Here is a 19,698-nt window from a genome sequence, read left to right on the forward strand (position 1 = left end):
TGGTGGCGGGCAGTCGCGCCCGTCAACCGCAGCGATCAGCCGAAGTTGCGGATACCGTCCCACTCCACCAGCCTCCAGCCGGTTATCGGGTTGCCGGTGATGACGACGCGGCCGATGTTCGGCAGTGGATGGGTGGTCAGCAGGTTACCCCTGGAATTCTTCGCGTTCATCAGCGTCCAGATCATGATCGCGACCCCCTGCGAGAACACGACCGGCTTGTTGTGGCCGCTGTCATAGATCCTGCGGACGGCGGCGCCGAACTGGGAATTGAACTCGGTGCCGCTGATCGACCCCGGGATGCTGTTCCGGACATCGCCGTTGAGCCAGTCTGCGGGTGCCAGCATGTAGGTCCTGTCGGCCATCGATTCGGGTTTGCCGTTGAACCAGCCGGCGCTGATTGCTTGCAGGCCAGGAAGAATCTCGACTTGCTTGCCCAGTTCGCCCGCCAACGGCCCGGCGGTCTGCTGGGCTGCGGCCATGGGGGAGGTATAGATGCTGTCGACGTCCTTGCGGGAAACCTGGTGGGCGACCTGCTGCGCCTCCGTCTTGCCGTCGGCGCTGAGGTCGGAACCGGGCAGGTCGGTATCGATGATCCCGTCGGCGTTGGCCTGGGATTGCGCGTTTCGGATGAAGGTCAAAGTGATGCTGCGTGGCTGCGGTGTTCCTCCGCAAGCGCCGACGACCACCGTCGCGACGAGCACGGCTAAGACCTTGGCGGCTTTCCAGGACAGCTTGGGCATGGCGATAGCCTGCCCTGCCGACGGCCTCGGTGTGAAGGGTTTGCGATGGTTGAGTGCGGAAACGGCTTGATTTTGGAATCGAGAGGAGACCGGCATGGCGATTGACCCGAACTCCATCGGGGCGGCGACCGAGCCGATGTTGTTCGAATGGACCGACCGGGAGACGCTGCTCTACGCGCTCGGTGTCGGCGCGGGCACCGGGGACCTGGCGTTCACCACGGAGAACAGCCACGGCGTCGACCAGCAGGTGCTACCGACCTACGCGGTGATTTGCTGCCCCGCGTTCGGAGCGGCCGGCAAGGTCGGAAAGTTCAACTGGGCGATGCTCCTGCATGGCTCTCAGACCGTGCGGCTGCACGCACCGCTGCCAGCGGCGGGAAAGCTGTCGGTGGTGTCGCAGGTCGCCGACATCCAGGACAAGGGCGAGGGCAAAAACGCGATCATCATGCTGCGTGGCCGCGGCACCGACCCGGAATCGGGGTCGCTGATCGCCGAGACGCTCACCACGCTGGTCATTCGGGGTGAGGGTGGCTTCGGGGGCGTGCAGGGGGAGCGGCCGGCCGCGCCGGAATTTCCGGATCGCGAGCCGGATGCCCGAGTGGATCTGCCCACCCGTGAGGATCAAGCGCTGCTCTACCGGCTCTCCGGCGACCGCAACCCGCTGCACAGCGACCCGTGGTTCGCCAAGGAGCTGGCCGGATTCCCCAAGCCAATCCTGCACGGGCTGTGCACCTACGGCGTGGCGGGCCGGGCGCTGGTCGCCGAACTCGGCGGCGGCGTTGCCGCCAATATCACCTCGATCGACGCCCGGTTCACCAAGCCGGTGTTTCCCGGCGAGACGTTGTCCACGCTGATCTGGCGAACCGGGCCGGGCCGGGCGGTGTATCGCACCGAGGTTGCCGGCGCCGACGGCGCTGAGGCTCGGGTGGTGCTCGACGATGGCGCGGTGGAATACGTGGCGGCTTAGCCGCCGAGCTGACGTGCCAGCCGATCGGTGAACTCGGCGACCCGTACGGGGCTGTCCAGCGCGAACAGTGCGGCGGTGGCACGGTCACCGTCCTCGGTGTGGCGCACCACGATCGGAATACCGTCGTGGTGTACCGCGTCGAACGCGTCCTCGTCGGTGATGTCGTCGCCGAGATAGATCGGGACCAGGGGCCCGGAGCTGACTTGGGAGCCCGCGCGCTGCAGATGGTCGATCACCCAGCGCAGGGTTTTTCCCTTGTCCCAGTCGACATCTGGGCGCAGCTCGATGACTTCGCGGCCGGTCGTCACCCGCAGCGCACGGCGCTGCCCCGCCGCGCGTACCGCCGCGGCCACCTCGCCGACGCGGTTACGCGCCGCGTTGCGGTAGTGCACGGCGACACCAAACCGCTTGTGTTCGACCACAACACCGGGAATTGACCCGAGTTGGTCGCACAGGGCCGCGGCCGCCAGCTCCAGCACCGGTATGGCCGCCGCGGCGGCGTCGTTCTGATGGTGTGTTCCATCGGGTGCGGTCAGCTCAAAACCATGGCTGCCGGCGTACCAGATTCCGGACAGACCCACCCGCTCGGTCACGTCGGCGAGGTCGCGGCCGCTGAGCACCGCCACCGGACACTGCCCGGCCAACCGCTGCAGAGCCTCGGCTGCGCCGGCGGCGGGTTTGGCCGAGTCGGGATCGTCGACGATGTCGGACAGCGTGCCGTCGAAGTCGAAGAACACCGCGGGCTGGCGGGCGGTGAGGCCGTCGGCCAGGCCGAGGGCCTGAAGTGCGTCGGGAAGCTGCGACATGCGCCGGTCCCCGGTGCGCACAGCGACCTCGCTCAGGTCGGTGACCACCGTATCGGCGCCGTCGCGACGCAATACATCCCGGTGTCCGGTGCGATCGACACCGATGATCAGTGCAAATCCGCTGTCGCGCGCGGCCGTGACGCCCGCCGGGTCAGCCGCGACGACCACGCACCGGCCCGGCCGCACCGCCAGGCGGTCGGCCGCGTCGATCAGCCCGTCCCGGCAGTTGCCGCTCGACGAGAAGACGCCGGTGCCCACACCGACTTCCTGCAGTTGCCGGGCCAGTGCCGGGGTGGAGTCCAACGCGGTGTCGAACAGGGCCGCGTCATGGCGGCGCGGGTCGATGGTGACCGGCATTGACCCACCCTCTCACGGGGGTCAACGGCGCTGAGATTGAGTCAGTGACGTGCGCGGGCGGGCAGCGCAGCGGCCCGCCCGCGTTGCGTGGCGCTGGGCAGTGCGCGGGATGAACGCTTGCGACGATCCTTGGTGAACAGCAGCACGGAGTCGTGGCTGAGGGCCACCAGACGCGCCATACCCAGTTCGATGCCGCTGACCAACTGCTGCATTTCGGATGCGGCCTCGTAGTCGGCGGTGATGCCGAACACCAGCTCATCGCCATAGCTGAGTACGGCGACCCCGGTGCTTAGCTGCAGCGCGGTCGGCGGGATGGGCAACACCTGGTCCATCCGTTGGCCCATCAGCCGTAACTGGTGGCGAGGACCGGGTGCGCTGGTCGCCAGGGTTACGACGCCCTGTTGCGGTAGCCGAGCTAGCGCGTGAATCACTTTGGCGCACAACGTAAACGGTACGTACCCAGCGAGACTGGTGGCTTGGCGACGGTCGCTCGGCGTGGTCCGGTTCACCCGGTTGTGCACGGTGCGCAGCCGCTGAACCGGGTCGTCGTCGTCGACTGGGAGGTACGGCAGCATGGCCGAGCTGTCATCGGTTTTCTCCAGGGTGCGCAGTGAGTCCGCGCGTGGTTGCTGACCGCGGTGCAGCAGAACCGTTCGGAAGCCCTCGGTGATTGCTGCGAGTGCGACGTCGTTGGCGCTCACCCCGAACTTTTGGCACACGCTGTCGACGGCGGCGCGGGGAACGCGCACCGTCTGGTACCGCCGCCTCGCGGTGAGCGGGCCGGCCGGCGACGTCCAGGCCGCAGACCAGCTGACGGCGCGCGCTGCGGCCTTGCAGACGGCGCCAGTGATGCTGACAGAATTCCGCCACAGCATGTCGGCCCAGTTGCGCGCGTCGATATCCGACGAAATTTGTTCGATACCAATATTGTTGACGAAGGTATTGCTGTCGGCGTCGTCGCAGAGCCTGGTGAGGAGGTGGGCCGCCGACATGCCTTCGGCCATGCAGTGGTGGATCTTCATCAAGATCGCCCACCGATTGCCTTTCAGGCCCTCGATGATCCAGCACTCCCACAGCGGGCGGTCCAGGTCGAGGGGACGTTCCAGGGCGTGGGCGATGGCCCGGAACAGCTCGGTTTCGTCGCCAGGACGGGGAAGCGCCACCCGTCGGACGTGCTGGGCGATGTCGAATCCCGGATGGTCGATCCACTCCGTCCGCAGCACTTGGGCACACCGTGGTATCGACTTAATCCGTTCTGCAAGAACGGTTTTGATCCGTTCGTAGTTGGGGGCGGCACCGTTGACGACGGCAACCGCGCCGACCGCCAGGCTCGGGTGCCGCTCCGGATCCCGGGCCTTGAGAAAACCCGCATCCAGCGTCGTCAGTTGTGCCATGACAAGTCCCCACCGTCGTTTTGGAATACGTACCAGTATCCGTCGCGAGCCCCAGCGGCGATAGGCCTGCAAAGTTAAGAACGTGTTTTTCAGTTAAAGATATGTTTAACAGCGGCGATGTGCTGCTTGGCGGCGCCGTTCGCAAACTGTTCGCGGGCCGTTTCCGAGCCGTACGAAACCCGTTCCATTAATCCGCCAGTGTCTCGAACATATGTTCGATACACTGGCGGATGTGGGTTGGCACAATGGGCCGCCGAGCTGGGCGGAAATGGAGCGGGTGCTGGACGGGAAGCCGCGACATGCCGGTGCGCCGGCGTCCGATGCGGATGGGGACGTGCCCCGGTCCCGCAAGCGTGGGGGCTACCAGCCGCTTGACCCAAAACCGGGAGCGGCCCGGAAGCTCGGATCGTCCGTCGCGTATGCCGAGCTGCATGCCCATTCGGCGTACAGCTTCCTCGACGGTGCCAGCACGCCGGAGGAGTTGGTCGAGGAGGCCGCCCGGCTGGATCTGCGCGCCCTCGCGCTGACCGACCACGACGGCCTGTACGGGGCGGTGCGGTTCGCCGAAGCCGCCGCGGAACTCGACGTGCGTACGGTGTTCGGCGCCGAGCTGTCACTGGGATCGCAGGCCCGCACCGAACAGCCGGATCCGCCCGGCCCGCACCTGCTGGTGCTGGCCCGCGGCCCGGAAGGTTACCGGCGGTTGTCGCGGCAACTGGCCGCGGCGCACCTGGCCGGCGGCGAGAAGGGCAAGCCGCGCTACGACTTCGACGCGCTGACCGAGGCGGCCGGCGGGCACTGGCACATTCTGACAGGATGTCGGAAAGGTCATGTGCGCCAGGCGCTTGCCGTTGGTGGCCCGGATGCGGCGGAACGGGCGCTGGCCGATCTGGTGGACCGGTTCACGGCCGCCCGGGTCAGCATCGAGCTGACCCAGCATGGCTATCCGCCCGACGACGAACACAACGCGGTGCTGGCCGCCCTCGCGCCGCGCTTCGGAGTCGGCGTCGTCGCCACCACTGGAGCGCATTTTGCTCATCCGTCGCGGCGCCGGCTGGCGATGGCGATGGGCGCGATCCGGGCCCGGCAGTCCCTGGATGCCGCCGCCGGGTGGCTGGCTCCGCTGGGCGGCTCGCACCTGCGGTCCGGCGAGGAGATGGCCCGGCTGTTCGCTTGGTGTCCCGAAGTGGTGACCACCGCCGCCGAACTCGGCGAGCAGTGTGCGTTCGGGTTGGCGCTCATCGCGCCGCAGCTGCCGCCGTTCGATGTGCCCGACGGGCACACCGAGGACAGCTGGTTGCGACAGTTGGTCATGGCCGGTGCTGGTGATCGCTACGGGGCGGTCAAGGGCGCGTCACGGGCGTATTGCCAGATCGAGTACGAGCTGAAAGTCATTGCACAACTGAGGTTTCCGGGCTACTTCTTGGTGGTGCACGACATCACCCGGTTTTGCCGGGAGAACGACATCTTGTGTCAGGGCAGGGGATCGGCGGCCAATTCCGCGGTCTGTTATTCCCTCGGTGTCACCGCTGTCGATCCGGTGGCCAACGAGCTGTTGTTCGAGCGTTTCCTATCGCCCGCCCGCGATGGGCCACCCGACATAGACATCGACATCGAGTCGGATCAGCGCGAAAAGGTCATCCAGTACGTCTACGACAAATACGGCCGGGACTATGCCGCCCAGGTAGCCAATGTCATCACCTACCGGGGGCGCAGCGCGGTGCGCGACATGGCCCGCGCCCTGGGCTTCTCGCAGGGGCAGCAGGACGCGTGGAGTAAGCAGATCGGCCACTGGAACGGGCAGGCCGAAGATGTCGAGGGCATCCCCGAGCAGGTAGTCGATCTGGCAAACCAGATTCGGAACCTACCTCGGCACATGGGTATTCACTCCGGCGGTATGGTGATCTGTGACCGCCCGATCGCAGATGTGTGCCCGGTGGAGTGGGCGCGCATGGAGAATCGCAGCGTTCTGCAGTGGGACAAAGACGACTGTGCGGCAATCGGTTTGGTGAAATTCGACCTGCTCGGGCTGGGTATGCTTTCGGCGCTGCATTACGCGAGAGATCTGGTGGCCGAACACAAAGGTATCGGGGTGGACCTGGCCAGGTTGGACCTCTCCGAGCCGGCGGTGTACGAGATGTTGGCCCGCGCCGATTCGGTCGGTGTGTTCCAGGTGGAGTCGCGAGCGCAGATGGCCACCTTGCCGCGCCTGCGGCCACGGGTGTTCTACGACCTGGTGGTGGAGGTCGCGCTGATCCGTCCCGGGCCCATTCAGGGCGGTTCGGTGCACCCCTACATCCGGCGACGGAACGGCATCGACCCGGTCGTCTACGATCACCCGTCCATGGCGTCGGCATTGCGAAAGACACTGGGCGTGCCGCTCTTTCAGGAACAGCTGATGCAACTGGCGGTCGACTGCGCGGGTTTCTCCGCCGCCGAGGCGGACCAGCTGCGGCGCGCCATGGGGTCCAAGCGTTCGACCGAACGCATGCGCCGGCTGCGCGGCCGGTTCTACGATGGCATGCGTACGCTACACGGCGCCCCCGACGAGGTGATCGACCGAATCTACGAAAAGCTGGAGGCATTCGCCAATTTCGGCTTCCCCGAGAGTCACGCGCTGAGTTTCGCGTCACTGGTGTTCTACTCGTCGTGGTTCAAGCTGCACCACCCGGCGGCCTTCTGCGCCGCGCTGCTGCGCGCACAGCCGATGGGCTTCTATTCACCACAGTCGTTGGTGGCCGATGCGCGCCGGCACGGTGTGGTGGTGCACGGCCCGTGCGTTGCGACCAGCCTGGCGCATGCCACTCTCGAAAACGCGGGAACCGAGGTCCGACTCGGTCTGGGTGCCGTTCGCTATATCGGCGACGATCTCGCCGAAACGTTGGTCGAGGAGCGAAAAGTCAACGGCCCGTTCGCCTCTCTGCTTGACCTGACGTCCCGGGTGCAGCTTTCCGTGCCGCAGACCGAAGCGCTGGCGACGGCCGGGGCGCTGGGCTGCTTTGGGATGTCCCGTCGGGAGGCGCTGTGGGCGGCCGGGGCCGCGGCCACTCAACGGCCGGACCGGTTGCCTGGGGTGGGCTCGTCGTCGCATATCCCGGCGTTGCCGGGAATGAGTGAGCTGGAACTGGCCGCCGCCGACGTGTGGGCCACCGGCATCTCCCCGGACAGTTATCCGACGCAGTTCCTGCGGCCAGACCTGGACGCGATGGGGGTGCTGCCCGCCGACGCCCTGGGATCGGTGCCCGACGGTGACCGCGTGCTGATCGCCGGCGCGGTGACCCATCGGCAGCGACCCGCGACGGCCCAAGGGGTGACGTTCATCAACCTCGAGGACGAAACCGGGATGGTGAACGTGCTCTGCACGCCGGGAGTGTGGGCGCGCCATCGCAAGCTGGCGCATACGGCACCGGCGCTGCTGATTCGCGGCCAGGTCCAAAACGCCAGCGGCGCGATCACCGTGGTGGCCGAGCGGATGGGCCGCATCGCCCTGATCGGCTCCCGGTCGCGCGACTTCCGCTAGCCACCCCGCGCCGAGTGTGAACTAGGTGCGAAATTTTCGCCAAAACTTCGCAGTAGACGCACCTTCGGCGAGCAGGCGTCTCATGTCAACCACTCGGCGTCGTCCACACCCGATTCAAGGTGATCTTCAGCCGGGTGCTGTACGTCGCTATGGCCTCGGTCAGACCGAACTTCGCGGCATCCTCGCGGTACTTGACCCAGTACGGTTCGTCCTGCCGGCAGTCGACATCGGTGGCGTCGACGGCAGCTGCCCCGCCGACCACGACGATCCCTCCGCCATTGCCATCCGAGTCCAGGTTCAGGCTGACCTGCGGGTGGGCCAAGATGTGAGCGACCTTGGCGGCGCGCGGCATGGTGTACACCGTTAGATCGCTGCCGTCGAAATAGAACCAGATCAGTCGCGGAACCGGCTGCCCCGATTTGGCGACGGTCGTCAGCCACCCGTAGCGGTCCGATCTGAGCCTGCTGGAAACTTCTTGGGTCAGTTCGACGCTCATGAGGTAACGGTAGTCTGCGCCACATGACCCTCAATCTGTCCGTCGACGAAGTCCTGCGCACCACCCGATCGGTCCGCAAACGCCTCGACTTCGACAAGCCGGTGTCGCGCGACTTACTGATGGAATGCCTCGAACTGGCGCTGCAGGCGCCCACCGGGTCCAACTCGCAGGGCTGGCAGTGGGTGTTCGTCGAGGACGCCGGGAAGAAGAAGGCGATCGCCGATATCTACCTGGCCAACGCCCGCGGCTACCTCAGCCTGCCCGCACCCGAATACCCCGAGGGCGACAGCCGTGGCGAGCGCATGGGGCTGGTGCGTGATTCGGCGACCTATCTCGCCGAGCACATGCACGAGGCGCCCGTCCTGATGATCCCGTGCCTCTATGGCCGGGAAGACAAGTCGCCGTTGGGCGGTGTGTCGTTCTGGGCTTCGCTGTTCCCGGCGGTCTGGAGCTTCTGCCTGGCGCTGCGCTCCCGCGGGCTGGGTTCCTGCTGGACGACGTTACATCTGCTCGACGACGGTGAGCAGCGGGCGGCCGAGGTGCTCGGCATTCCCTACGACGAATACAGCCAGGGCGGGCTGTTTCCGATTGCCTACACCAAGGGCACCGACTTCCGGCCGGCCAAGCGGCTGCCCGCCGAGAGCCTCACGCACTGGAACAGCTGGTAGCTGGCAGTCGACCCGGGATCAGCCCGGGTTGCCGTCGCTGCCGGGGGCGCCGTGGGTGCCGCCACTACCGCCGGTGCCGCCGCCATTGCCGGAGTTTCATCGCTATTCATCCTCCAGTGGCCAGCGCAGACCGCGAGTGATTCCGGCATTGGGAATGTATCCCAATGCCGGCCACGAGATCTGGGGTTTTACACCAGGTATTCCTGGCAGGGGTGGTTTCGGACTTCAGCCGGCCCCGTGATAGCCGTGCTGTCGCCAGGCCTCGTACACGGCAACCGCTGCGGCATTGGACAGGTTCAATGATCGCCGGCCAGCCAGCATGGGAATGCGCACCTGGCCGGTGATGTGCGGGTCGGTCAGGGTCACCGTGTCCAGCCCGGTGGGTTCGGGCCCGAACATCAGCACGTCGCCGGCCCGGTAGCTGACGTCGGTGAATCGTGTCACCGCCTGCGCGGTGAACGCGAACACCCGCACCGGCGACAGTGCATCCCAGGCGGCCGCGAGCGACGTGTGGACGGTGACCGAGGCCAGGTCGTGGTAGTCCAGTCCGGCCCGCCGGAGCTTGGGTTCAGACAGGTCGAAACCCAGCGGCTCGACCAGATGCAGTTCGCAGCCCGTCGCGGCGGCGGTCCGGATGGCGTTGCCCGTATTCGGAGCGATGCGCGGCGAGTAGAACAGCAGCCGGAACATTCGTCGATCATGGCAAAGCGCCCGGTACCCGGTTGTCCGGCTGGCGCACCGGGGTAAGCCGGCTCCGCCGGACACTCCAAGCTCAGGAACAATGGTGGAGACCTCGGCCGCGTGCTGGCATACTCGTCGGATTGCCAGCTGTTTACGTCCGCGCCCGGCTGGCCGGGGCGGACGGCAGGGCATATAGCAGGAAGTTTTATGAGCCTCTCAGTTCTCCGAGCGCTACGTAACAGCGGTGCGGCCGGCAGCACGGCCGCATTCACATGACCATGTTCGCCCGCCCGACCACCCCGGTCGCGGCGGCTGCATCAGGCGCCCCCATGGCTTCCTCGGCCGCGCCTGAAGAACGTCCGAAACGCCCGCCGGCCTGGTCGCTGCGCAACTGGCCGGTTCGATGGAAAGTCGTTGCGATCGCGTTGGTGCCGCTGGTTTTGGCGGTGACGTTCGGAGGATTGCGGGTCGAGGGTGCGATGGCCAACTCCAGCGGTCTACGGCTGGTCGCTGCCCGCGCGGACCTGTTACCCGCGATCACGAAATACATGTCGGCGCTGGACGTCGCCTTGCTGGCGAGTTCGACCGGACGCGACGTCGAGGGTGCGAAGAAGAACTTCACGGCCCGCAAGTACGAGCTGCAGACGAGGCTGGCGGACACCGACGTGATCCCCGACGTCCGGTCGGGGGTGAACACGCTGCTCAACGGCGGCCAGGCGGTGCTGGACAAGGTGCTGGCCAACAGCATCGGTTTGCAGGACCGGATCACTACCTATGCGCCGCTGTTGTTGACGGCCGAGAACGTCATTGACGCGTCGGTGCAGGTTGATAGCGAGCAAATCCGGGCCCAGGTGCAGGGTCTGAGCCGAGCCGTCGGCATCCGCGGGCAGATGACATTGCAGGAGATCTTGGTGACCCGTGGCGCCGACCTTCCCGAGCCGCGACTGCGCACCTCGATGATCACCCTGGCCGGCACCGAACCGTCGACCCTGTTCGGAATGAGCGAGGTGCTCGGGGTCGGCTCGCCGGACCTCAAGAACCTGCAGCAGCAAATGGTGACCCGAATGGCGATCATGTCCGATCCGGCCATTGCACTGGTCGACAACCCCGAGCTGCTGCGCTCGCTAGGGATCACCCGTGACATTGCCGAGCAGGTGATCAAGGACGCCACCGGGTCGGTGACGAAGTCGGTGCAACGCCAGGCCACCGATCGGCGGGACGCCGCGATCCGCGACGCGGTACTGGTGTTGGCCGCCATCGCGATCGCAGTCGCCGTTGTGCTGCTCGTGGCTCGCACCCTGGTCAGGCCGCTGCGGGTACTGCGCGATGGGGCGCTCAAGGTTGCGCACACCGACCTCGAGGGTGAGATCGCCCGGGTCCGCGCCGGCGACGAGCCGCTCGCCGAGCCGCTGGAGGTGTACACCACCGAGGAAATCGGTCAGGTCGCGCATGCGGTCGACGAACTGCACACCCAGGCCCTGTTGCTGGCCGGCGACGAAGCGCGGTTGCGACTGCTGGTCAACGAGATGTTCGAGACCATGTCACGGCGCAGCCGTTCGCTGGTAGACCAGCAGCTGTCGCTCATCGACCAGCTGGAGCGCGCCGAGGAGGATCCCGACCGACTCGACAGTCTGTTCCGGCTCGATCACTTGGCCGCCCGGCTGCGCCGCAACAGCGCCAACCTGCTGGTGCTAGCCGGCGCGCAGATTACGCGTGACCACCGCGAGCCGGTGCCGCTGTCGACCGTGATCAACGCCGCCGTGTCAGAGGTCGAGGATTATCGTCGTGTCGAGATCGCGAGGCTGCCCGAGTGTGCGGTCGTCGGCGCGGCGGCTGGTGGCGTCATCCATCTGCTCGCCGAGTTGATCGACAACGCGCTGCGCTACTCGCCGCCGACCACACCGGTTCGGGTTGCCGCCGCAATCGGCAGCGAAGGCAGTCTTCTGCTGCGGATCTCGGACTCCGGCCTGGGTATGACCGACGCCGATCGGCGGATGGCCAATATGCGGTTGCGGGCCGGTGGTGAGGTCACCCCGGATAGCGCCCGGCACATGGGTCTCTTCGTGGTCGGCCGGCTGGCCGGCCGACACGGCATCCGAGTCGGGCTGCGCGCTCCGGTAGCCGGTGAACAGCGCACCGGCACAACCGCCGAGGTCTACCTACCGCTGGCCGTGCTCGAGGGGACGGCCCGCGCGCAGCCGCCCAAACCGCAGGCGTTTGCGATCAGGCCGCCGAGCGCCGTACCAGCGGCGGCCGAGTCGCCGGAGGCTGCCGTTCCCGCCGCCGTGGCGCCGCTACCGCCGGTCACGTTGCTACCGCGCCGCACCCCGGGGTCCAGCGGCATCACCGACCTTCCCGCCCAGCCGACCCAGCAGCTGCGGCGTCCGCGCCGCGAGCTGAAGACACCCTGGTGGGAGAACGGATTTCAGCACGAGCCCAAACGACCGCCAGCTCCAGATCCCCAACCGGCGCAGCAACCCGCGCCGGGAAAGGCCGCATCGGACACCTCGGCGTTTTTTGCGCGGCGTTCCTCGACCGCCAAAGGCCCGGTCGACGACGATGTGATCTACCAGCGGATGCTCTCCGAGGCGGTGGGTGACCCGCATGAGCTGGCCCACAGTCCCGATCTGGATTGGAAGTCGGTGTGGGACCGCGGCTGGTCGGCGGCCGCCGAAGCCGAGGACAGGCCCGTCGAGTCGCGCACCGACCACGGCCTGCCGGTGCGCGAACCCGGAGCCCGGTTGGTGCCGGGGGCCGCGGTGCCTGATCGGGCGCTCGACCAGCAGCATCAGGGTGGTGCCATAACATCGAACGGCGGACTTCATCCCGGCCGGCAATCGCGGCACGCCGCTGCGATGCGCGACCCCGATGCGGTGCGCGCCTCCATGAGCAGTCATTTCGGCGGCGTGCGGACCGGACGGTCACATGCCCGCGAGAGTAGTCAGGGACCCAATCAGGAATGAACGCCTATTCGTCGGACAGCCCGCTTGACTGGCTGGTGTCGAAGTTTGCCCGCGAGGTTCCCGGGGTGGCCCACGCGTTGCTGGTGTCGGTCGACGGGCTCCCGGTCGCGGCCAGCGAACATCTGCCGCGCGAACGCGCCGATCAGCTGGCCGCGGTGGCTTCCGGGCTGGCCAGCCTCGCCACCGGCGCCGCGCAACTGTTCGAGGGTGGGCAGGTGCTGCAGTCGGTGGTCGAGATGCAACACGGCTTCCTGCTGTTGATGCAGGTTGGTGACGGGTCACATCTCGCGGCGCTGGCCGTGACCGGATGCGATATCGGCCAGATCGGTTATGAGATGGCCGTCCTTGTCGAGCGGGTGGGCGGCGTTGTCCAGTCATCCCGGCGCTAGCCACCGGCCCCCGGATGAGTCGGCGTCCGAGGTGAGCCTGGTCCGCCCGTACACCTGGACGGCCGGACGCACCGGTACCGACGTCGACCTCCCGCTGGAAGCGCCGGTGCAGACCCTGCGGGCGGGGCCGGCTCGCGGCTGGCCGGCCCATGACATGCGAGGCAGGATCCTCCGATTGTGCGCCGGCAATGTCTCGAGTCCGTCGGTCGCGGAAATCTCGGCCCGGCTGGATTTGCCGGTGGGTGTGGCACGCGTCCTGGTCGGCGATCTGGTCAGGTCCGGTTACCTTCGGGTGCATGCGACCTTGACCGACCGGTCGACCCGCGATGAGCGCCACGAGCTGATAGGAAGGACCCTCCGTGGCCTCCAAGCACTCTGAAGCCCATTCTGCGGCGCACTCCACCGCGTCGACGAAGATCGTCATAGCGGGCGGCTTTGGTGCCGGCAAGACCACCTTCGTCGGCGCCGTTTCGGAGATCATGCCGCTGCGCACCGAAGCGATGGTCACCGATGCCTCCGCCGGTGTCGACATGCTCGAGGCCACTCCCGACAAGCGGAGCACCACGGTCGCGATGGACTTCGGCCGCATCACCCTGGGCGAGGACCTGGTGCTCTACCTTTTCGGAACCCCGGGCCAGCGCCGGTTCTGGTTCATGTGGGACGACCTGGTGCGTGGGGCCATCGGCGCGATCGTCCTGGTCGACTGCCGGCGCCTGCAGGACAGCTTCGCGGCGGTCGACTTCTTCGAGCACCGCAGCCTGCCGTTCCTGATTGCAGTCAACGAATTCGACGGCGCGCCAAGGTATCCGGCCAGCGAGGTGCGTAAAGCGTTGACGCTGCCCGCGCGCATTCCGGTGATCAATGTCGATGCCCGCGATCGTCGGTCGGCGACCGATGCGCTGATCGCGGTGAGCGAATACGCGCTTTCCACCCTGTCACCGGCGGGCGGCTGAACACCGTTGCAGCAGTGGGTTGATTGCGAATTCACCGGCCGAGACTTCCGGGACGAGGATCTGAGCCGGCTACGGACCGAGCGGGCGGTGTTCAGCGAATGTGATTTCAGCGGCGTCAACCTGACCGAGTCCGAACACCGCGGATCGGCGTTTCGCAATTGCACATTCGAACGGACAATACTGTGGCACAGCACATTTCAGCAATGCAGCATGCTGGGCTCGGTATTCGTGAATTGTCGACTGCGGCCGGTGAAATTCGACGAGGTGGATTTCACACTCGCCGCGCTCGGCGGCAATGACCTGCGTGGTGTCGACTTGACCGGCTGCCGGCTGCGCGAGACCAGCCTGGTGGAGACCGACTTGCGCAAGTGCGTGCTGCGCGGCGCCGACCTCAGTGGTGCGCGGACCACCGGCGCCCGGCTGGATGACGCCGATCTGCGGGGCGCGACCGTGGACGCGGCGCTGTGGCGGACCGCATCGTTGGCGGGTGCGCGGGTCGACGTCAGCCAAGCGTTGGGGTTTGCGGTGGCGCACGGGCTGTGCTTGGCGGGGGGCCTGGAGGCCTAACCGTTCAGCGCTTGAGCCGGATGCGCCACCAAACGATGGCGGAGTAGCCCACCGACAGCGCGGCGAGCATCGCCATGTCGAACACCCACGCGTTGCGCGAGTGTGTCCAGTGGCTGTCCTCGGGACTGAGCGAAGCGGGCACCAGCTCCCGCAGGTTGACCGTAGCGGCCGACGCCGCATAACCCCATCGCGCGGGTACCGCCCAGGACAACTGATCGAGCACGATCCGGTCGGTCACCGGGATCAGCCCCCCGGCCAGCACCAGCTGCAGCATCAGCGACACCACCAGCAGCGGCATGATCTGCTCGTTGGAGCGCGCGATCGACGACAGGATCAACCCGAGAATCGCCGAGGCCACACATGTCGCGGCGACGGCGACGAACAGTTCGAAGCTGGGATTGCCGAGCAGCACCGCCGGCTGGGTGGGTGCGCCCTTGCCCAGGAGCACAATGCCGGTCGCGATCGCTGCCTGGATGATCGCGAACACGCTGAACACCGCGAGCTTGGCGCCAAGGTAGGCCCAGGTCGACAGGCCGACCGCCTGTTCGCGTCGGAAGATGGCACGCTCACCGATCAGGTCGCGGATGGTCAAGGCGGTGCCCATGAATACGGCCGCGATGGACAGCAGCGTCAAGATCTGGGCGGCTTCGTCGGGTGTCTGACTGGTCGGTTGGGCGATGTGGAACCCGGAGTCGCCCGGAACGGTCAGCGACAGCGCACCGAGGATGAACGGCAAACCCGCCAAGAATCCGAAGTAGGCACGGTCGGCGACGACGAGGCGAACCTGGCGGCGGGTGATCGTGGAGAACTGGCGGCGCACGCTGGTGTGCGCTGGGGCGCCCAGATCGCCCGGCGGCTGCGCCTGCGGGGGTGGGGGCGGACGGTTGCGGGCCAGGAAGCGGCGGTTGGCCTCGTCCGGGTCGGCCCCTACCTTCGCGAAAATCTGGGCCCAGTTAGTGCTTCCCATCGCCTCGCCGATCTGGCCGGGCGGGCCCAGGAACGCCGTCTTGCCGCCGGGCGCAATCAGCAGCACCTGATCGCAGACGTCGAGGTAGGCCAGCGAGTGGGTAACCACCAGCACCACCCGACCGGCGTCGGCAAGTTGGCGCAGCATCGTCATGACTTGTAGGTCCAGCGCGGGGTCCAGGCCGGTGGTGGGCTCGTCGAGGATCAGCAGGGACGGTCCGGTGAGCAGTTCCAGTGCCACCGAAGCGCGCTTGCGCTGGCCGCCGGACAGGTTGTCCACGCGGGTGTCGGCGTGCTTGGTCAGCTCGAGTTCGGCGAGCACCTGGGCGACGACCTGCTCTCGATCGGCCTTGCTGGTGTCGGGCGGCAACCGCAGCTCGGCGGCGTAGCCGAGTGCCTGGTTGATCGTCAGCTGCCGGTGCACGACGTCGTCCTGGGGCACCATCCCGATCCTGCTGCGCAACGACGCGTACTCGGTGTGGATGTTGTGGCCCTCGAAGGTGACCGTGCCGGAGCTGGGGCTGGTGTACCCGGCGATCAGCCGCGACAGGGTGGTCTTGCCGGTACCGGAGCCCCCGATGATGGCGGTCAGGGTCCCGGGTCGGGCGGTCAGCGACACCTTCTCGAGCAGCCTTTTCCCGTTGATGCTGAAGTCGACCTGATGCACCTCCAGGCCGCCGACGCGTGTCGCGGCCTCGGTGCGGCGTACCAGCGCGCCTTCGGCGAATACCAGGTCGACGTTGCCGATGGTGACCACGTCGCCGTCGGTCAGGATCGCCGAACCAACCCGGATCCCGTTGACGAAGGTCCCGTTGATGCTCTGCGCGTCGCGGATTTCCACCCCAAGGCGGGTCGGGGTCACGAACGCGTGGCGGCGTGACGCCAACACGTCGGAGATTACGATGTCGTTGTCGATCGCGCGACCGATCCACGCGCCGCCCGCGGCCGTCTGCTCGAACTCCGACTCTGCCCCATGAACATTGACCATGCTGGTCGGAAACCGTGACGACGCGGACTCGGGTTGGCTGAGGTCGACCGGCGGAACGACCGGAAGCGCGGTTGTGCGCTGAACGTCGGCACTCGGATATGGGGGCCGAGGTGGTGGCGGAGGTTTCCAGGTGGACGGCCGTCGCGGCGGCGGGCCTGGCGCCGCGCGCGGCCGGTGCGCGGGCGTGGGACGCGACGACGGGTCGGCGGGCGGGGCAAGCCGGATGTGCTCGGTCGGCGGGAGCCGTCCGATGATGCCCTGGTGATGGCCGACCTCGAAGGTGATCCACGGCCCGGCGGGCTTCCCGATGTTGATGGTCAGGCCGTCATAAATGTCGACCACCGCCACCCGCTGGCCGTCGACGAACATCCCGCTCTGCGAGTTGTTGTCGATCGCCATCCACTTGCCCTGATCGAAGCGCAGCAACAGATGCGCACGGGCGATCAGCGGGTGTGCGACACGCATGTCGGCGCGCAAATCACTGCCCACGACCACGTCGCGGCCCGCGGCGAAGCATTGCTGCGACCGGTCGGACCGAACCGTCAGTACCGGCTGCAGGGGTCGGTTCATCAATTCAGATTATGCTGTGCGCGGTCAGTGGCGCTTGAGCCGCATTCTCCACCACACGATGCCGCTATAGACGATGCACAGCACCCCGAGCATCGCCATGTCGAACAGCCATGCGCTCTTGGTGTGGTTCCAGTGCTGGTCCTTCGGGTCGGTCGGGCCGGGGGTCAGGCGGTGCACGTCGATGGTCGACGACGAGGCCGCGTAGCCCCACCGCGCGGGAGTGGCCCACGACAACTGGTCGAGGAGAAACCGGTTGGTCACCCAGATCATTCCGCCGCAAAACACCAGCTGCGCCATGATGGCGACCACCAGCAGCGGCATGATCTGATCCTGGGAACGGGCGAGCGCCGACAGGGCCATGCCGAGGATCGCCGAAGCCACACAGGTCGCGGCAACCGTGACGAACAGCTCGAAGCTAACGTTGCCGAGAATCACCGCATGGGCAATCGGCTGCCCCCAGCCGATCAGTGCGATTACGGTGGCGATCGCTGCCTGCGTCGTCGCAAACACGCTGAACACGACGATCTTGGCGGCCAGGTAGGCCCAGGTCGACAGGCCGACCGCCTGCTCACGCCGGAAAATGGGACGTTCGCCCACGAGGTCGCGGATGGTCAGCGCGGTACCCATGAACACCGCGCCGACGTTGAGCATGACCAGGATCTGTCCGGGCTGGTTGGGTGCGTTGCTGTTCGGGTCGGCGATGCCGAATCCGGTCTTGCCGCGAACGGTGAGCGTCAGCAGGCCGATGAGGAACGGCAGCACGGCCAGGAACACCGTGTAGCCACGGTCGGAGACGACCAGTCGGACCTGGCGGCGGGCGACGGTGGAGAACTGGTGAAACACGTCGGTGTGCACCGGTTCGCCCAAATCGGCGGCCGGACTGGCTTCGGCGGCGGCCGGCGGTGGCCTGTTCTCGGCCAGGAAGCGGCGGTTCGCCGCGTCTGGATCGGCGCCCACCTTGGCGAAGATGTCCGCCCAGTTGGTGGTCCCCATCGCCGGACCGATCTGGTCGGGCGGGCCCAGGAACGCCGTTTTGCCGCCGGGCGCAATCAGCAGCAGCTGATCGCACACGTCGAGGTAGGACACCGAGTGCGTGACCACCAGCACCACCCGGCCGGCGTCGGCGAGCTGGCGCAGCATCATCATCACCTGACGGTCTAGCGCCGGGTCCAGGCCGGTGGTGGGCTCGTCGAGGATCAGCAGGGACGGTCCGGTGAGCAGTTCCAGTGCCACCGAAGCGCGCTTGCGCTGGCCGCCGGACAGCCTGTCGACGCGGGTGTCGGCGTGCTTGGTCAGCTCGAGTTCGGCGAGCACCTGGGCGACGACCTGCTCTCGATCGGCCTTGCTGGTGTCGGGCGGCAACCGCAGCTCGGCGGCGTAGCCGAGTGCCTGGTTGATCGTCAGCTGCCGGTGCACGACGTCGTCCTGGGGCACCATCCCGATCCTGCTGCGCAACGACGCGTACTCGGTGTGGATGTTGTGGCCCTCGAAGGTGACCGTGCCGGAGCTGGGGCTGGTGTACCCGGCGATCAGCCGCGACAGGGTGGTCTTGCCGGCGCCGGAGCCCCCGATGATGGCGGTCAGGGTCCCGGGTCGGGCGGTCAGCGAGATGTTGTCCAGGAGTTGCTTGCCCTGGTCGATGGCGAAGCAGACCGAGTTGACCTCCAGGCCGCCGACGCGTGTTGCGGCCTCGGTGCGGCGGACCAGGGTGCCGCGGTTGAAGGCCAGGTCTACGTTGCCGATGGTGACCACGTCGCCGTCGGTCAGGATCGCCGACCCGACTCGGACGCCGTTGACGAAGGTCCCATTGACGCTGTGCGCGTCCCGGATCTCGGTGCCCAGCGGGGTCTGGGTCAAGAAGGCGTGATGGCGCGAGGCCAACACGTCGGAGATGACGATGTCGTTGTCGGTGGCGCGCCCGATCGTGGCGGCACCTGCGGGCTTGTGCAGCGCCCCGGACCGGGACGGCAACAAGGCCTGAACCATCTTGGTCGCCAGGTTCCACACCTCGGGTGGCTGGGCGCCGGGGGCCAGCTGGGTGGGCGGTGCGTGCTGCGGTAGCCCCGCTGGTGCCGGGCCGGACAGCTGGGGGCGGGGCTGCAGGTGCGTCGGAGGTGGCTCCAAGCTGGTGGGATACCTGGGCGCCCGCGGCGTGGAGCTGCTCGGGTATCTGGGTTGTCCGGACGTCCCCGTCGGGCGTTGAGGCGCAACAGGATAGGTCTGCGTTGGTGGCGAGGTCCAACTTGTCCGGCGTCCGGATTGGGGCGGCCCAGCCTGACCGGAGGGCCGGGCATCGGACGGCGTAACGATGCGCATGGACTCGGTTTCCGGCGGACGCCCGGCCATGCCCAGGTGCCGCCCGACCTCGAAGGTCAGCAACGGTCCGGCGGGGTTTCCGATGTTGACGCTCTGACCATCGTGGATCTCCACCACCGGCACCCGGTGACCGTTGCAGAAGGTCCCGTTCAGCGAACTGTTGTCGATGGCGAGCCACCGGCCCTGGTCGAACCGCAGCAAAAGATGCGCGCGGGAAATCAGCGGATGTGTGATGCGCATATCGGCGCGCAGGTCGCGTCCGATCACCACGTCGTGGCCCGCTGCGAAGGTGCGTTCTGACCCGTCGTACCGAACCGTCAGCGCTGGCGGCGGTGCTGCAGTCATTGCACCAACTGT

At 67.2% G+C, this 19,698-nt stretch carries 15 protein-coding genes and 1 pseudogene; 8 read left to right on the forward strand and 8 right to left on the reverse strand.

Translation table 11 applies throughout. From position 1 onward, the window contains the following. Nucleotides 1-35 precede the first annotated feature (35 nt). Complete coding sequence (locus tag AADZ55_RS05115; RefSeq protein ID WP_085323151.1) at nucleotides 36-740, reverse strand: histidine phosphatase family protein; 705 nt, start codon at nucleotides 738-740, stop codon at nucleotides 36-38. Nucleotides 741-834: 94 nt separating this feature from the next. On the opposite strand from AADZ55_RS05115, the gene AADZ55_RS05120 reads away from it, so the two are divergent. Further along, a complete protein-coding gene (locus tag AADZ55_RS05120) occupies nucleotides 835-1,707 on the forward strand; it encodes a MaoC family dehydratase (protein WP_085323152.1) in 873 nt (290 codons plus the stop codon). Here the strand turns inward: AADZ55_RS05120 and otsB are convergent. Then, nucleotides 1,704-2,870 (reverse strand): trehalose-phosphatase, encoded by a 1,167-nt coding sequence (gene otsB, locus AADZ55_RS05125; RefSeq protein ID WP_085323153.1) that lies wholly within the window; start codon nucleotides 2,868-2,870, stop codon nucleotides 1,704-1,706. The genes AADZ55_RS05120 and otsB overlap by 4 nt on opposite strands. Before the next feature lie 41 nt (nucleotides 2,871-2,911). Beyond that, a complete protein-coding gene (locus AADZ55_RS05130; protein WP_085323154.1) occupies nucleotides 2,912-4,264 on the reverse strand; it encodes a WS/DGAT/MGAT family O-acyltransferase in 1,353 nt (450 codons plus the stop codon). Between the two features lie 232 nt (nucleotides 4,265-4,496). Here AADZ55_RS05130 and AADZ55_RS05135 point away from each other — a divergent pair, with 232 nt between their 5' ends. Next, nucleotides 4,497-7,784, forward strand: a complete 3,288-nt coding sequence (locus AADZ55_RS05135) for an error-prone DNA polymerase (protein WP_207568994.1) — start codon at nucleotides 4,497-4,499, stop codon at nucleotides 7,782-7,784. Between the two features lie 85 nt (nucleotides 7,785-7,869). Here AADZ55_RS05135 and AADZ55_RS05140 read toward each other — a convergent pair whose 3' ends face one another. Next, a complete protein-coding gene (locus AADZ55_RS05140; protein ID WP_085323155.1) occupies nucleotides 7,870-8,280 on the reverse strand; it encodes a TIGR03667 family PPOX class F420-dependent oxidoreductase in 411 nt (136 codons plus the stop codon). Nucleotides 8,281-8,303: 23 nt separating this feature from the next. Here AADZ55_RS05140 and AADZ55_RS05145 point away from each other — a divergent pair, with 23 nt between their 5' ends. Continuing rightward, entirely contained in the window at nucleotides 8,304-8,948 is a 645-nt protein-coding gene (locus tag AADZ55_RS05145; RefSeq protein ID WP_085323156.1) for a nitroreductase family protein, read from the forward strand. 225 nt (nucleotides 8,949-9,173) lie between these two features. Here AADZ55_RS05145 and AADZ55_RS05150 read toward each other — a convergent pair whose 3' ends face one another. Beyond that, nucleotides 9,174-9,638 carry a tRNA (cytidine(34)-2'-O)-methyltransferase gene (locus AADZ55_RS05150; RefSeq protein WP_085323157.1) on the reverse strand — a complete coding sequence of 155 codons (465 nt, stop codon included), beginning with the start codon at nucleotides 9,636-9,638 and terminating at the stop codon, nucleotides 9,174-9,176. A gap of 263 nt (nucleotides 9,639-9,901) precedes the next feature. On the opposite strand from AADZ55_RS05150, the gene AADZ55_RS05155 reads away from it, so the two are divergent. Genes AADZ55_RS05155 through mfpA form a run of 5 tightly spaced genes read left to right on the forward strand, consistent with a single transcriptional unit; the run spans nucleotide 9,902 to nucleotide 14,501 of the window. After that, entirely contained in the window at nucleotides 9,902-12,592 is a 2,691-nt protein-coding gene (locus tag AADZ55_RS05155) for a sensor histidine kinase (RefSeq protein WP_085323158.1), read from the forward strand. Next, on the forward strand, nucleotides 12,589-12,981 hold the full coding sequence (locus tag AADZ55_RS05160; RefSeq protein ID WP_085323159.1) for a serine protease inhibitor: 393 nt from the start codon (nucleotides 12,589-12,591) through the stop codon (nucleotides 12,979-12,981). Before AADZ55_RS05155 ends, AADZ55_RS05160 begins: the two co-directional genes overlap by 4 nt. After that, the gene (locus AADZ55_RS05165; protein WP_423202351.1) at nucleotides 12,938-13,360 is read left to right on the forward strand and encodes a DUF742 domain-containing protein; all 423 of its coding nucleotides are present in this window, start codon (nucleotides 12,938-12,940) and stop codon (nucleotides 13,358-13,360) included. Before AADZ55_RS05160 ends, AADZ55_RS05165 begins: the two co-directional genes overlap by 44 nt. Next, nucleotides 13,341-13,934, forward strand: a complete 594-nt coding sequence (locus AADZ55_RS05170; protein ID WP_085323161.1) for a GTP-binding protein — start codon at nucleotides 13,341-13,343, stop codon at nucleotides 13,932-13,934. Before AADZ55_RS05165 ends, AADZ55_RS05170 begins: the two co-directional genes overlap by 20 nt. Nucleotides 13,935-13,940: 6 nt before the next feature. Then, nucleotides 13,941-14,501, forward strand: coding sequence for a pentapeptide repeat protein MfpA (mfpA, locus tag AADZ55_RS05175; RefSeq protein ID WP_085323162.1), 561 nt, complete (start codon nucleotides 13,941-13,943; stop codon nucleotides 14,499-14,501). A 4-nt stretch (nucleotides 14,502-14,505) separates the two neighbouring features. Here mfpA and AADZ55_RS05180 read toward each other — a convergent pair whose 3' ends face one another. The 3 genes and pseudogenes from AADZ55_RS05180 to AADZ55_RS05190 all read right to left on the reverse strand — a co-directional run bounded on the left by AADZ55_RS05180 (nucleotide 14,506) and on the right by AADZ55_RS05190 (nucleotide 19,686). Next, a complete protein-coding gene (locus AADZ55_RS05180; RefSeq protein WP_242669966.1) occupies nucleotides 14,506-16,455 on the reverse strand; it encodes an ATP-binding cassette domain-containing protein in 1,950 nt (649 codons plus the stop codon). A gap of 207 nt (nucleotides 16,456-16,662) precedes the next feature. Then, nucleotides 16,663-17,025: pseudogene (locus tag AADZ55_RS05185) on the reverse strand (FHA domain-containing protein); the annotation flags it as partial. Nucleotides 17,026-17,049: 24 nt separating this feature from the next. Then, nucleotides 17,050-19,686: an ATP-binding cassette domain-containing protein gene (locus AADZ55_RS05190; protein ID WP_085323164.1), complete on the reverse strand. Its 2,637-nt coding sequence runs from the start codon at nucleotides 19,684-19,686 to the stop codon at nucleotides 17,050-17,052. Nucleotides 19,687-19,698: the final 12 nt, after the last annotated feature.

Origin of the sequence: Mycobacterium decipiens, assembly GCF_963853665.1 — a bacterium.
Classification (GTDB): Bacteria; Actinomycetota; Actinomycetes; order Mycobacteriales; family Mycobacteriaceae; genus Mycobacterium; species Mycobacterium decipiens.

What these genes read in the sequence shown, in the direction of transcription:
- AADZ55_RS05145 (WP_085323156.1), top strand. Translation starts at nt 8,304, where the DNA reads ATGACCCTCAATCTGTCCGTCGACGAAGTCCTGCGCACCACCCGATCG.
- otsB (WP_085323153.1), bottom strand. Translation starts at nt 2,870, where the DNA reads ATGCCGGTCACCATCGACCCGCGCCGCCATGACGCGGCCCTGTTCGAC.
- AADZ55_RS05120 (WP_085323152.1), top strand. Translation starts at nt 835, where the DNA reads ATGGCGATTGACCCGAACTCCATCGGGGCGGCGACCGAGCCGATGTTG.
- AADZ55_RS05150 (WP_085323157.1), bottom strand. Translation starts at nt 9,638, where the DNA reads ATGTTCCGGCTGCTGTTCTACTCGCCGCGCATCGCTCCGAATACGGGC.
- AADZ55_RS05140 (WP_085323155.1), bottom strand. Translation starts at nt 8,280, where the DNA reads ATGAGCGTCGAACTGACCCAAGAAGTTTCCAGCAGGCTCAGATCGGAC.
- AADZ55_RS05155 (WP_085323158.1), top strand. Translation starts at nt 9,902, where the DNA reads ATGACCATGTTCGCCCGCCCGACCACCCCGGTCGCGGCGGCTGCATCA.
- AADZ55_RS05115 (WP_085323151.1), bottom strand. Translation starts at nt 740, where the DNA reads ATGCCCAAGCTGTCCTGGAAAGCCGCCAAGGTCTTAGCCGTGCTCGTC.
- AADZ55_RS05180 (WP_242669966.1), bottom strand. Translation starts at nt 16,455, where the DNA reads ATGGTCAATGTTCATGGGGCAGAGTCGGAGTTCGAGCAGACGGCCGCG.
- AADZ55_RS05160 (WP_085323159.1), top strand. Translation starts at nt 12,589, where the DNA reads ATGAACGCCTATTCGTCGGACAGCCCGCTTGACTGGCTGGTGTCGAAG.
- AADZ55_RS05130 (WP_085323154.1), bottom strand. Translation starts at nt 4,264, where the DNA reads ATGGCACAACTGACGACGCTGGATGCGGGTTTTCTCAAGGCCCGGGAT.
- AADZ55_RS05190 (WP_085323164.1), bottom strand. Translation starts at nt 19,686, where the DNA reads ATGACTGCAGCACCGCCGCCAGCGCTGACGGTTCGGTACGACGGGTCA.